At 65.4% G+C, this 13,060-nt stretch carries 10 protein-coding genes; 4 read left to right on the top strand and 6 right to left on the bottom strand.

Features of this window, described 5'->3' with window-relative positions:
- Window positions 1–43: 43 nt before the first annotated feature.
- Window positions 44–694 (bottom strand): Crp/Fnr family transcriptional regulator, encoded by a 651-nt coding sequence (locus MU856_RS11285; protein ID WP_263587620.1) that lies wholly within the window; start codon window positions 692–694, stop codon window positions 44–46.
- Between the two features lie 75 nt (window positions 695–769).
- Here MU856_RS11285 and MU856_RS11280 point away from each other — a divergent pair, with 75 nt between their 5' ends.
- Entirely contained in the window at window positions 770–1,603 is an 834-nt protein-coding gene (locus MU856_RS11280) for a TauD/TfdA dioxygenase family protein (RefSeq protein WP_062900526.1), read from the top strand.
- Between the two features lie 16 nt (window positions 1,604–1,619).
- Here the strand turns inward: MU856_RS11280 and MU856_RS11275 are convergent, their stop codons facing one another.
- Window positions 1,620–2,435 (bottom strand): hypothetical protein, encoded by an 816-nt coding sequence (locus tag MU856_RS11275; RefSeq protein WP_234178577.1) that lies wholly within the window; start codon window positions 2,433–2,435, stop codon window positions 1,620–1,622.
- A gap of 272 nt (window positions 2,436–2,707) precedes the next feature.
- Here MU856_RS11275 and MU856_RS11270 point away from each other — a divergent pair, with 272 nt between their 5' ends.
- Window positions 2,708–2,887, top strand: coding sequence for a hypothetical protein (locus tag MU856_RS11270; RefSeq protein WP_062900524.1), 180 nt, complete (start codon window positions 2,708–2,710; stop codon window positions 2,885–2,887).
- 76 nt (window positions 2,888–2,963) lie between these two features.
- On the opposite strand, the gene MU856_RS11265 is transcribed toward MU856_RS11270, so the two are convergent.
- The 4 genes from MU856_RS11265 to MU856_RS11250 are packed head-to-tail and all read right to left on the bottom strand — an operon-like array spanning window position 2,964 to window position 9,559.
- The gene (locus tag MU856_RS11265; RefSeq protein WP_263587619.1) at window positions 2,964–4,166 is read right to left on the bottom strand and encodes a M14 family metallopeptidase; all 1,203 of its coding nucleotides are present in this window, start codon (window positions 4,164–4,166) and stop codon (window positions 2,964–2,966) included.
- Window positions 4,167–4,170: 4 nt separating this feature from the next.
- Window positions 4,171–7,236 (bottom strand): TonB-dependent receptor domain-containing protein, encoded by a 3,066-nt coding sequence (locus MU856_RS11260; RefSeq protein ID WP_263587618.1) that lies wholly within the window; start codon window positions 7,234–7,236, stop codon window positions 4,171–4,173.
- Window positions 7,237–7,265: 29 nt separating this feature from the next.
- Window positions 7,266–8,210: an alpha/beta hydrolase gene (locus MU856_RS11255; RefSeq protein WP_263587617.1), complete on the bottom strand. Its 945-nt coding sequence runs from the start codon at window positions 8,208–8,210 to the stop codon at window positions 7,266–7,268.
- A complete protein-coding gene (locus tag MU856_RS11250; RefSeq protein ID WP_263587616.1) occupies window positions 8,207–9,559 on the bottom strand; it encodes a dicarboxylate/amino acid:cation symporter in 1,353 nt (450 codons plus the stop codon). The genes MU856_RS11255 and MU856_RS11250 overlap by 4 nt, the downstream gene beginning before the upstream one ends.
- A gap of 231 nt (window positions 9,560–9,790) precedes the next feature.
- Between MU856_RS11250 and MU856_RS11245 the strand changes: the two genes are divergently transcribed.
- Window positions 9,791–11,473, top strand: a complete 1,683-nt coding sequence (locus tag MU856_RS11245) for a sensor histidine kinase (protein ID WP_263587615.1) — start codon at window positions 9,791–9,793, stop codon at window positions 11,471–11,473.
- On the top strand, window positions 11,470–12,792 hold the full coding sequence (locus MU856_RS11240; RefSeq protein ID WP_263587614.1) for a sigma-54-dependent transcriptional regulator: 1,323 nt from the start codon (window positions 11,470–11,472) through the stop codon (window positions 12,790–12,792). The genes MU856_RS11245 and MU856_RS11240 overlap by 4 nt, the downstream gene beginning before the upstream one ends.
- The last annotated feature ends 268 nt before the right edge of the window (window positions 12,793–13,060 follow it).

Here is a 13,060-nt window from a genome sequence, read left to right as displayed (position 1 = left end):
GCGCGTCTTCGGGCGCGCCCTTCTTTTTTGGGATTCGGGTCTGCTAAGCACCGACCAGACGGCTTAACTGAGCCATGTCGCGCAGGCGGATGGTGCGATAGCCGCGCCGGATCGCGCCCGCTTGCTCAAGCGCGGCAAGATGAGCGCTCACGACCTTGCGCGACAGGCCGCAGAGTTCGGCCAGATCCGATTGGCTGAGCGGTACCTCGGCGTCACGCGCGAAGGTCAGGAGCCGCGCGGCGATGCGTCCGCGGGGCCTCAGCGACAGCATCTGCGCCAGCCCGTGCACGCTGGCGTCGAGTTGCCCGTACACCAGTTCGCTCGTCGCCTTCCAGAGCGCGGGGAGGCGATGCCCGATCCGGTCGAGCATCGTGTCGCTGATCGTCAGGACGCGGCTCGGCCGGCTGGCGATCGCGGTCACGATACGCGGACCGCCGCCTATCTGGCGCGACTGACCGAAGGCGTCGCCGGCGCGGGCGATGCCGACCAGCACGATCTTTTCCCCCGCCGCGGCTTCGAGGCGCAGCATCCCGTCGAGCACGATGACGATGCCGGTCGCCATTTCCCCCTCGCCATAGACCCATTGCCCGCGCGCGAGCGTTGCCAGCCGGCCATCGGCGGCGATCGCCTGCTGCACCGCAGGATCGCAGCGGCAAAACCATCTGCATTGCCGGAGCTGATCGCCGATCGTCATGAAGAATTGTAACGAAGGTGGCATTTGAATGCCAGCGTTTGCGCTATCGTCGCCGGGATAATGCGGGAGAGTTCCATGACGTCGATACAGATGCACCCCCTGTCGCCGCACGTCGGTGTCGAAGCGACCGGGATCGATTTGAACCATCTCGACGAGCAGGATATCGGGCTTCTGCGGCAGGCCGTCGCCGAGCACGGCGTCCTCTTCGTGCGCGATCAGACGCTCACCCCCGAACAGCATATCGCTTTCGCCCGCCGCTGGGGCGAGATCGACATCAACAAATATTTCCCTGCAAATGGCGGGCACCCGGAAATTGCGGAGGTCCGCAAGTCGGAGAGCCAGCAGACCAATATCGGCGGCGGGTGGCACACCGATCACAGCTATGACCAGATCCCCGCAATGGGCTCCATCCTGCTCGCCCGCGAAACTCCGCCCAGCGGCGGCGATACATTGTTCGCGGGGATGGGCGCGGCTTTCGATTCGTTGTCACCGGGCCTGAAGGACATGTTGCGGACGCTTCGCGCCGTCCACTCGGCCGATCATATCTACAGCGCCGATGGCCTCTATTCGAAGACCGATCAGGGTGTCGACCTGAAGGGGCATGAGGAACGAACGCGCGCGGTGCATGCGGTGGTGATCCGGCACCCGCAAAGCGGGCGCGAGATCCTGTACGTAAATCCGGCCTTCACGCTGCATTTCGACGGCTGGACGCGCGAGGAGAGCGTGCCGCTGCTCACCTATCTCTATCAGGTCGCGATGCAGGAGCAGTTTCATTGCCGCGTCCAATGGGCGCCCGGATCGCTGGCAATCTGGGACAACCGGTCGACCTGGCATTATGCGATGAATGATTATCACGGCCATCGCCGCCTGATGCACCGCATCACCATTTCGGGCGAACCGCTCGCCTGATTTATGGGGCCAGACCCTAGGGTCGTTCGATTCCGTAATCGATCCTGATCCGGACCCAGGCCCCGACCATCGAGCGCCCGCCGACCCGCGGCGGCCGCACGCGGAATTGCCACGCCGCCGCCAGCACCGCGCGGTTGATCTGCGATCCTTGCGGATATTCGTCGAGCCCGACGCAATCCTCGACGCGAAACTCGGGGGCGGTGCGACAGGCGATCAGCCCCCATCCCGGCCCACTGGCGGTGGACAGATAGCCGCGCAGTTCGTCGCGGCTCGGCTCGCGATACCATGCCGCCGCATAAAGCGGCTCGCCGTTTGGAGCGCTCCCCACGCGCGGCGTGTCGCGCGATGCCGCCGACCCGCCGCTGTCTGGCGGGCCAAAGGACTGCCCGCTGTTGAGGCGTACGCCGATGCGTTTCGTCGGCGGGGTGGCTGGCGGCGCCGGTGGTTGCGGGGGCGTCGCGGGCTGCGGGACTTGTGGCGGCAGTGGGGTGGGCGGTGGCGCCGGAACGGGGGGGCTCGTCACCGGCGGCGTCGGCGCCTCCTTCTGCTGTTCGCGCGCCTTGCTGGCGGACTCGGGTGCTTGCTCGGCGACTTCGGCGGCTTCCAGGCTCACCATGGTGATCCGTTCCTGCTGCTTGTCGGGCAGCGATCCCAGGCCCGTGGTGAGAAGCAGCAGGAGCAGCAGCGCCGGAATCAGGACAGCGAGGCCGATCGCGAACAGCCGGCGCCCCGCCCCGATGCTGAGCTGTTCGACGTAGGGAGTGGCTGGAACAGGGTTCAGCGGACGCAATCTTCGGTGGCGGCGCGCGCTGGTCGCGGGCCGGGGAGGCACGCGCGAGCGATAGGCGGGAGGGCGATTTTTGACAAGGGTGCCTGCAAGCCCGCAGCGGGCGCTACTCGCTAAGCGGTCGCTCGCCGCGACCTGAGCGCGCCGACAGATGACCAACTTGTAATCCCGCCGCCATCGGCCGGGCAGGGCCCCGGGTCTATTGATCGGTCGTCGGGCAAGGCCGATCCGAACCGTTTCCCCCGTCCCTGGAACGGATCGGCCGCCCTGACAGCCCCCGATTGCGGGTGGTTGAACTGTCAAGGAGTGGAAGTCTCATGCGTAACTATAGCAAACTCGCTGCCGCCGCCGTCCTTTCGCTCGCCATGGTGAGCGGCTCGGCTTTCGCCGCTGACGCGACGCCGACCAAGGCGGCGACGTCGAAGCCCGCGAAAAAGGCGACGCACCACGCGCAAAAGATGAAGAAGGCCGAAAAGAAGGCCGCAACCAAGGGCTGATCGCCAGCGTCAGTTCCCGGTCGCCGAGGCCGGTCCGCCGATGCGGACCGGCCTTTCGGCGTCCGGCGCCGGAAGATTATCGAGCGAGGAGCGGAAGTGCGCTCAGAAAGGCGCGTGCGAGTTTCTCTCCGGCGGCATCGATTCCGGGGCGGTCGGCCTCGTCGCCGGCTTCATAGGTAAAGGCGGGGATACCATAGGTCGCGTGAAACCAGTTTTTCGACGTGCCCGAGCCGGGGTTGGCGTTGCGGCGTTCGATCGTGAAGGGATAGCCGGGCAGCGCCTTCTCCTTCCCGCCAAGCCATGCTGCAAGGAACGCCTCCTCCGCGGGCGTCGTTTCGTCGGCGCCCTGCACATAGAAGAGGCTGTGCTGCGTCGAATGGAAATCGACCATGGCGACCGGGCGCACGCCTGCGGGCAGGCGATCAAGCCAGGTTTTGACCGCGCGCGTTTCGGGCTGCGAAAAGATGCCCCAGTCGCGATTGAGGTCGACGCCGCCGCGGTTCGCGCGCCAGTGACCCCGCGCGACACCGTCGGGGTTCAGCAAGGGCAGGATAAGGAATTGCGTCGCTGCGGTGTCGACGCGCCCCGCGGCGATCTCGTCCGCGAGCGCGCGCAAAAAGGCATCCATCGCGAGCGCGCCGGTAATTTCGGGCGGATGGGCGCGTCCGATCAGGACGACGAGCCGCGGCGCCTTCGTGTCGCCGATGTGGACCGCCGATAGCAGCCGACCGTCGAGCGACGCGCCAAGTGTCAGCCGCTCGGCTGCGGGTAGCGCCGCAAGCCGGTCGAGCAACGCATCATAGCGGTCGCTGCCGAACAATTCCTGCCCACTGACGATCCCTTCGCCGGCGGGCAGCGAGAGCGTGGCGCTCATCCCGTCCGCCGCAACGCTGGCGGAAAGGGGCGCGGCGGTGCCGCCTACGGCCAATTTGGGCGCATAGCGATGCGCCGCGCCAAGATAGTCGAGTTCGACCGAAATGTCCGCCGACCCGCTCGCCCGGTAGCGGAAGGCGTACCAGGGGCTCGGGTTGATCGGCGGCGCATGTTCGGGGCCGATCAATATCGTGAACGACCGCTCGCCCCGGATGACGCAGCGCGATGCGGGCGCTTCGTCGAAATCGAAGTCGATCCGCACCGTGCTCGTCGTGCATCCCGAACCGCGCTCGACCGTCGCGGCGGCGAGGGACGGCGGAAGCGGGGGTGTGCCGCTGCACGCCCCCGTCCCTCCGATGACCAGCGCAAGCGCGACGCGCTGCGCCAGGGCGCTGGACAGCCGCATTGCGCTAGAACTTCTTGCGCAACTCGACGTGGAAGACGCGGCCGCGCGCGGTGTAGAGGCTGCTGAAGAAGCCATAATCTTCGTCAGCCAGCGGCGGATCTTCGTTGAACAGATTGTTGATCGCGAAGCGCAAACGGGTGCCGTCGAGCGGGGTGTCATTCTTTATCGTGTAGGCGACCGAGAGGTTCAGCGTAAACTGATCGTGCACCGGGTAATAGTTTGCATTCGGATCGTCGGAATCGATCAGCACGTCGCGGATCACGCTCGTGTCATATACCTTGCCCGTATATTGGCCGAACAGGCCGATATCGACCGGGCCGCTTCCCCAGTTGATCGCGCCGGTCGCGCGCCATTTCGGGCGACCCTCGATCTCGACCAGTTCGCCCAGACCGCCGACAGTAACGTCGAGCGGCAGGACGCCCGAGGCGATGCCGTCGATGATTTCCTGACCGTCGGGACCCGCCGACTGGACGAAGCTCATCAGATGCGCGACGTTGAGGCTCAGGCGGAATTTGCCCATCCCGAAATCGGGGACCTTGTAGAACAGGCCGAAGTCCCAGCCCTTCGAGACGCGGCTGTCGAGGTTGAGATAGGGGTCGAGCACCTGGGTGATCTTGCCTGCGGGGGCGAGGCTGGTGCCGGTGAACAGCGCAATATCCTCCGCGGTCGGATCGGCGCGGATGACGTTGGGGTTGCTGCTGCCGTTCAGGCGGCGCAGCAGGTCGAGCGCGATGGCATTGTCATCGCCGAACGTACCGACCAGCCCGGTCTGCTTGACGCGCCAATAATCGGCGGTCAGCGTCAGCCCCGGGATGAAGCGCGGTTCGAGCACGATACCCAGATTGATGCTGGTGCTGTCCTCGGGCTTAAGGTTCTCGGTTCCCGAACGATAGCTGATGGTGCCCGCGCCGGTGCAGGAACCGAGGCTGGAGATCAGCCCTTTCTCGAGCTGCGCCTGGCACAGGACGAAATCGTCGCGCGTGTTCGACCGCGTCGTTCCCGCGTCATTGACCTGCACCAGATTGGGCGCGCGGAAACCGCGCGACCAGGCGCCGCGGAAGGTCACGCCGGGGAAGACCGACCAGGATGCGGCGATGCGCGGCACCGCAGCGGTTTCGTCTATATCCTTGAAATGCTCGATGCGGCCGGCAAGCTGGACATCGAAGCGGTTGATCAGCGGGATATTCATTTCGGGGCTGACGACTGGCACCAGCAGTTCGGCGAAGGCCGAATAGACTTCGCGCGAGCCGCTGGTATCGGGCGAGGGGCTGGTGCCCGCAACGTCGCTGCCATTGACTTCGCCGGTCACGCTGTCGGTGAAGGTGATCGTCCCGTCGAGCCGTGGATCGCGGTCGTCATAAAAGGTTTCGCGGCGCCATTCGACGCCCGCGGCGATACCCAGATCGCCGCCCGGCAGCGACAGCAGATCGTTGCGGCTGATCTTGAAATCGCCGAGCGCGAGGCTGGTACCGCCCTTGCGGTAGACGTCGATACGGAAGGGATCGATCGACGAGTCGGGGTTGGGCGTGCAGTCGCCGATGCCGGGATCGGAGGTGACGCAGCCGCCGTTGAAGGGATTATAGGCGTCGGGCGTCGTCAGGTTGATCTGGTTCTGCATCAGCGTGAGCGACACGCGGTTGCGCGTCACATCGTTGAGCTTCGCTTCGGAATAGACGAAGCCGGTATCGAAGTCCCACGCGCCGATATTGCCGCGCAGCCCGCCGACGAGACGATAGACATTCTTGTCGACCGATACGTCGCGATTGCCGACATCGACGAAGCGATAGCGCTCCATGATGACATCCACACCGCTCGCGGCGATGGTGGTGCCGGGCAGGCGGTTGGGACTGCCGACCGGGCCGAACGGGTTCCAATAGGCATTTTTCGAAATGCCGACCGGCACCGCGCTCAGGATGGCCGAAGCGTCGAGCTGACGGTTGTTTTCCGACCGGTAGAAGCTGCCTTCGAAATAGGCCTCGACATTGTTGCTGAGTTCGTAACTCAGCAGCGCCATCGCATTGTAGCGACGCTTCTGGCTGATCAGGCTGTTACCGTAGATCGTGTTGTAGCGGACGTCCGTGGTCGGCGTCGTGCCGTTCCGGGCGCAGAGGCCGTCTCCGAAGTCCAGCTTGCAGCCGGGAAAGCTCGACGGCTGGAGATAGAAATCATCGTCGCCGATCGGTGTCCGGCTCGACGGCGACGAGCCCTGGATGTCGAATTGCCCGAACGGACCGAAGGTGTTGCGATTGTTGAACGACGCGTCGCCTTCGAAATCGGTGCCTTCGACCAGCGGCAGGCGATTATCGTCCGCGGCATAGTCGCGCGCGGCATTCGATAGCCCGTTTTCATAAAAATAGCCGCCATAGACGGTCAGGTTGCCGCGTCCGCCGCCGAAGTCGAAACCATAGCCGCCTGAAATCTGGTAGCTGTAGAGGCTGGTGCCGTCGGAGGCGCGCCAGTCGCCTTCGAGGAAGCCGCCCTTCATGTCGCCCTTGAGGACGGTGTTGATCACGCCCGCCACCGCGTCCGCGCCATAGATCGCCGACGCGCCGTCGCGCAGCACTTCGAGCCGCTTGACGCTGCCTGGCGCGATTTCGTTGGTGTCGGAGCTCACCACGGGCACGAGCAGTTCGGTCTGGAAACCGGGGTGAAGCGTCATCCGGCGGCCGTTGATCAGCAGCAGCGTGTTGCCGGTGCCGAGGTCGCGCAGGTTGATCGAGCCGACGTCGCCGCGGACATTGTTGACGGTCGACGAATTCTGTTCGTTGAACGCGACGGTGCCGGCCTGCGGGATCGCCCGGAACAGCTCGTCGCCCGACGACGCCCCGGTGTTTTCGATCGCCGTTTCGTCGAGCACCGTGACGGGCAGGACGTCGTTGATCTTCGCACCCTGAATCTGCGAGCCGGTAACGACGATCGCCTCATTCGCGTCTGCGGGCGGTGCCGGCTGGTCGGCGCTCTGGCCCGCCGCGGTTTCGGCGGCGAGCGGTTCCTGTGCCTGTGCGACGGTCGCCGCAAGCAAGCTCGGTCCGCAGAGTAGCGCCAGCTTTGCGATGGTGATTGCACGCATGGATATTTCCCTTCCCCTGTTGTCTGTATTCATCGATCGAATGGCCGCCTGGTCATCCAGGCTTCGAACAGATCGGGCCATTGGCTGAGGATCTGGTCGGGCGTGCCGAGGCCCCATCCGTGGCCGCCCTCCTCGAAAATGTGCAGCTCGGCCTTCGCGCCCTTGGCGAGCATCGCCTGGAACAGCGACAGATTATGGCCGGGCGGTGCGATCGGATCGTCGGATGCCGAAAATAGGATCATCGGCGGCGCGTCGCTGTTCGCCAACGTATCGAGCGACCAGGCATCTTCGGCGACTTTGGTCGGATGCTCGCCGATAATCTCGCGCCGCGTCCGCGTCGTGTCGAACGGCTTGCGCAACTGCACCACCGGAAAGAGCAGCGCCGCGAAGTCGGGGCGTGCCGGGGCGTTTTCGAAACGATCGGTGCCGTCGTAGAATTTTTGGTCGGGCCGCAGCGCGGTGAAGCCTGCGAGGTGCCCGCCCGCCGACATGCCCATGATTCCGATGCGGTCGGGCGCGATGCCGAAATCGGCGGCGCGGGTGCGCACGATCTTCATCGCCCGCTGCGCGTCGGCGAAGGGCGCGCTTGCGTCCCAGCCGTCGCGCGGAAGCCGATAGATCAACTCGAACACGGTATAGCCGTGCAGCTGGAGCCATTTCGCCGCGGGCGTGCTTTCCTTCCACAGCTGGATACGGAAATAGCCGCCGCCACCGCAGACGATCACCGCGCGGCCGTTGGCGATATTGGGCCGGTAGACGCGCAGCCGCGGGGTCGCGATATTCGAGACTGCGCCATAGCCGGACCCCGCGCCGCCGATCTTTTCGGGACCGCTGGGTCCGTTGCCCCCCGGCGGTTTGCCGGGCCAGAGCGGAATTTCCTCAACCGCAAAGGCAAGCGCCGGGGCCGATCCGGCAGCGCCGAAGGCACCTGCGAGCGCCGCGCTGCCGGCAAGGATTGACCGCCGCGAGATCATGCGCCTTCTCCTGACTTGGCCATCGCAAGGCTGTGCGGGCCGGAGCGTTCGTGGCGCTCGCTATCCTCGCTCGGCAGCGCCATCGGCGTGCCGGCCATCGCCGCCGCCAGCCGATCGGTGTCGAGCGCCTTTTCCCATTTGGCGACGACGATCGTCGCCACCGCATTGCCGATGAAGTTGGTGAGTGCCCGGCATTCGCTCATGAAGCGGTCGATCCCGAGGATCAGCGCCATGCCCGCGACGGGAACAGACGGGACGACCGAGAGCGTCGCGGCAAGGATCACGAAGCCCGCGCCGGTCACCCCGGCCGCGCCCTTTGAACTGACCATCGCGACAAGGACGAGCGCGAGCTGCTCGCCGAGCGACAGGTGGATGCCCGTCGCCTGCGCAATGAACAGCGCGGCGAGCGTCATGTAGATGTTGGTGCCGTCGAGGTTGAACGAATAGCCGGTCGGCACGACGAGCCCGACCACCGTCTTGCGGCAGCCAGCGACTTCGAGCTTTTCCATCAGGCTGGGCAGCGCCGCTTCAGACGACGAGGTGCCCAGTACCAGCAGCAGCTCTTCGCGAAGATAGCGGATCAGCGCGAAGATCGAAAAGCCGGTGAAGCGTGCGACCAACCCGAGCACGACGATCACGAACAGCAGCGAGGTGAGGTAGAAGGTCGCGACGAGCGTCGCGAGGCTGGCAAGCGACCCGATCCCGAACTTGCCGATGGTGAAGGCGATCGCGCCGAACGCGCCGATCGGCGCGAACTTCATCAGCATGTGAACAAGCTTGAAGATCACTTCGCTGAACGACGTCAGCAGATCGAGCACGAGGTCGCTTTTGGGGCGCGTCGTGAAGATTGCGACGCCCGAAAGGATCGCGACGAGCAGAACCTGCAGGATTTCGCCGTCGGTCATCGCGCTGAACAGCGTCGTCGGGATGATGTTGAGCAGGAAGCCGGCGAGCGATTGTTCATCGGCGGTGTGCGCGTAGGTCGCGACTGCGGTGGTATCCAGCGCGGCGGGATCGATGTTGAGCCCGGCGCCGGGCTGCACGATGTTGGCGACCGCCAGGCCGACGATGAGCGCCAGTGTCGAAAAGGTCAGGAAATAGATGAAGGCCTTGGCCGCGACGCTGCCGATCGACGACATGTCCTTCATGCTGGCAATGCCGGTCGCGACCGTCAGGAAGATCACCGGCGCGATGATCATCTTCACCAGCTTGATGAAGCCGTCGCCCAGCGGCTTCAGCGCCTCGCCGGCATCGGGATAGAAATGCCCCAGCAGCGCGCCGAGCAAAATCGCCACGACAACCTGGAAATAGAGCTGGCGATAGAGCGGTACGCGCTTGCGTCCGGCCATGCCTTTATCTGCCGCGATGCTGATCGACCCCATGCCATCCTGTCCCCTGTCCGCCGGCTCGAACCGGCTGTTGCGGGAATTCTAGGATGGTTCGCGGCGGGCGCAACGATCGCGCTGCCTTCCTTCGGCTCTATATAAAACAACAGCTTACGATGATCTCCTATCAGTTTTGTGCAGATTTCCGCATATTTTGGATATACAAAGTGCGGATATTCGCACATCAATCGGCCGATGACGGTGCTGGGAATCGATCTGCGCGCGCGGCGCTGGGCCTTGGCTGCGGGGCTATGTGCCTTGCTCGTCATCGCGCTCGCGGTCGCGATCACCGATCGGGTAATGCACGATCGCGCGCTGTCCGAGCAGGCCGGGCTCGCGCGTAACGATGCGGCGATATTGGCGTCGAGCCTGCGCAGCGAGCTCGACAAGTTCAGCCTGCTTCCGATCGCGCTCGCCGACGATCCTCAGGTGCGCGCGCTGGCCGCGGGCGACGGTGCTTCAGTGGCGCCGCTCAACGGGCGGCTCGAGGCGCTTGCGCGCCAATCGGCGGCGGCGGCGATCTATGTGATGCGCCCCGACGGCACGACGCTCGCGGCGAGCAACTGGCGGCTGCCGACCAGTTTCGTCGGGTCGAAATATGCCTTTCGCCGCTATTTTCACGATGCGCTCGCCAACGGCTCGGCCACCCAGTTCGCGCTCGGCACTGTCAGCCGCGAGCCGGGGCTCTACATCGCGCGGCGCATCGGGACGCGCGCCGCGCCGCTGGGTGTGGTGGCAGTGAAGGTCGAGTTCGACGGGCTCGAGAGGAGTTGGCGCGACACGGCCCAGCGCGTCTATGTGACCGATCGCGACGGGGTGGTGCTGTTGGCAAGCGACGAGCGTTGGCGGTTTCATCTGGCCCAAGGCGCGAGCGCCTACGCGCGCGACGCCGAGGCCGATCTGCGGCAGTTCGGCATTCGGACGCTGCGCCCGCTCGCGATCGTTTCGCCCAACGAGGGCGAGGCGGTGCGCATCCCGCTGCTCGACACGCGGCAGCCGATCCTTCCCGACGGATGGGTGCTGCACCTTCTCGCCGATCCGGCGCAGCGCGTCGATGCGGCGGTGGCGACCGGGCGGCTGGCGCTCGCGCTCGGCTTTCTGGTGCTGGCGGCCCTTGCTGCGACGGGCGTCGTGATGCGCCGCCGCCGCGATGCGCGAGCGCAGGCGCTGCTCGACGAGCGAACCCGCACGCTGCGCGAACAGCTGTCGCAGGCCAACCGACTGGCGACGCTCGGCCAGATATCGGCCGGCGTCGGGCACGAGATCGGGCAGCCGGTCGCTGCGACGCGGGTTTTTGCGGAAAATGGCCAAAAGATGCTCGCGGCCGGCGAAGTCGAGCAGGCGTCGGGCAATTTTGCCCGCATCGTCGATCTGGCGGACCGGATCGGGCGGATCACCGGCGAACTGCGGCGCTTCAGCCGGCGGCAACCCGCCGACCGCCGCGAAATGCCGCTCGGCGAGGCGATCGACGGGGCGCTGCTGCTGCTGCGCGATCGCATCCGGTCGATGCACGTCGCCATTGCCCTGCCGCCCGAGGAGGCAACGCAGGTCGTCGTCGCCGCCGAACATGTCCGGCTCGAACAGGTGCTGGTCAACCTGCTGCAAAATGCGCTCGATGCCGCCGGAGAAGGGGGCAGGGTGACCGTCGCCGTCGAGGCAGGGGGAGATGCCGTCTGTCTGCGCGTGATCGACAGCGGGACGCCGCTTTCGCTGGCGCAGGCCGACGATCTGTTCCGGCCCTTCGCGACGACCAAGCCCGACGGCCTCGGCCTCGGACTTGTCATCGCGCGCGACATCATGCGCGATCTTGGCGGCGAGCTTGCCTATGAAGCGGACGCATCCGCGACGACCTTCGTCATGACGATCCCGCGCGCATGACCGGCGCGCCGCCCACGATCTTTTTCGTCGAGGATGACGAGACGCTGCGCGAGGCGACGGTGCAGGCGCTGACGCTCGAAGGTTTCGAGGTGTCGGCCCACGCCGACGCTCCATCCGCGCTGCGTGCCGTCACCCCCGCCTTTGCCGGCGTGATCGTCAGCGATATCCGTATGCCCGGAATGGACGGGATCGCCTTTTTCGACCATCTGCGCGCGCTCGATCCCGAAATGCAGGTGATTTTCACGACCGCGCATGGCGATGTCGCGATGGCCGTCGAGGCGATGAAAAATGGTGCGGCGGACTTTTTTACCAAACCCTATTCGGTCTCGCGGCTAGTGCATGCGATCCGCCGGGCGCACGACCGGCGCGCGCTGGTGCTCGAAAACCGGCGCCTGCGCGACGCGCTGCGCGAGCGGGAGCATCGGCGGATCGGCGGCTCCTCGCAGACCGCCGAGCGGCTGCAGCGCCTGATCGCCGAAGTGGCGCGTGCCGATGTTGATCTGGTGATCTCCGGGCCGACGGGTGTGGGCAAGAATTTCGTCGCGCGGCTGGTCCACGACCTCAGCCCGCGGCGTGACCGGCCTTTCGTGACCGTCGATGCAGGCGTTCTGATGCACGACGACGCGAATCTGATCCTGTTCGGGCGCGATCCTTCGGTGGCGCTGTCACGGTCGGGCCTCGTCGAACGGGCGCAGGGTGGCACGCTGGTTCTCGACGAGATCGAGAGCATTCCCGAGCGCGCCAAAGGGCAGTTGCTGAGCCTGATCGACACGCGCCGTTTCCTCGCGATCGGCGCCGAGCGACCACGTTCGGTGGACGTCCGTATCATCGCCATCTCGCGCAGCGCGGGCGAAGGAGAAGGCGCGCGGCCGCTCGATCCCGCACTGCTCCACCGGCTCGGCGGCATTGCTATCGCGCTGCCCAATTTGGCCAGCCGGCGCGAGGATATTCCCGATCTCTTCCGCGAATTTGTGGCCGCGTTCGAGGCCGAACTGGAACTGGAGACAAGCGAACTCGGCGAGGCCGAGTGGCGCCATCTGCTGAGTCACGACTGGCCGGGCAATATACGCGAACTGCGCACCTTTGCGCGCAACTTCGCCACTGGTCTGACGCGAATCGCACAGGGCTCAGCCTACAATGCGGAGCCGCAAAGCCTACGTGAATTGGTCGCCCGCTTTGAACGCGCAGTGATCGAGGACGCGCTGCGCGATGCAAAGGGACAGGTGGACGAGGTGCAGCAACGGTTGTCGCTGCCGCGCAAGACGCTTTACGACCGATTGACGAAATATGGCCTCAGGGCCAAGGATTATCGACGGTAATTCGGACTGTCGTATCGGAGGAGGAACGGTGGCGCGGCTTCCGGAGCCTATCTAAGCCATTAATATAGTGAAACAAAATGTCGAATTATTGGTTTCTGGATGTGTGACCTTAATGTGGCCCAGCCCGCTCGTCGCGGCGGTCTATATGAAATGTGCTCTTCTCGGGATCGAGCTGGGCGATCTGCAGCGCTTCGCGTGGAAATATGCATTATGCCTCTGCTTCGTGCTCATCGGCGCAGCGCTCTTGTTCCGCTCGCAGCGGCCTAGC

It is taken from the genome of Sphingopyxis sp. GC21 (assembly GCF_025727575.1).
GTDB lineage: Bacteria > Pseudomonadota > Alphaproteobacteria > Sphingomonadales > Sphingomonadaceae > Sphingopyxis > Sphingopyxis terrae_A.
Note: the sequence above shows the minus strand (reverse complement) of the source record. Positions and strands in the feature narration are given on the sequence as shown.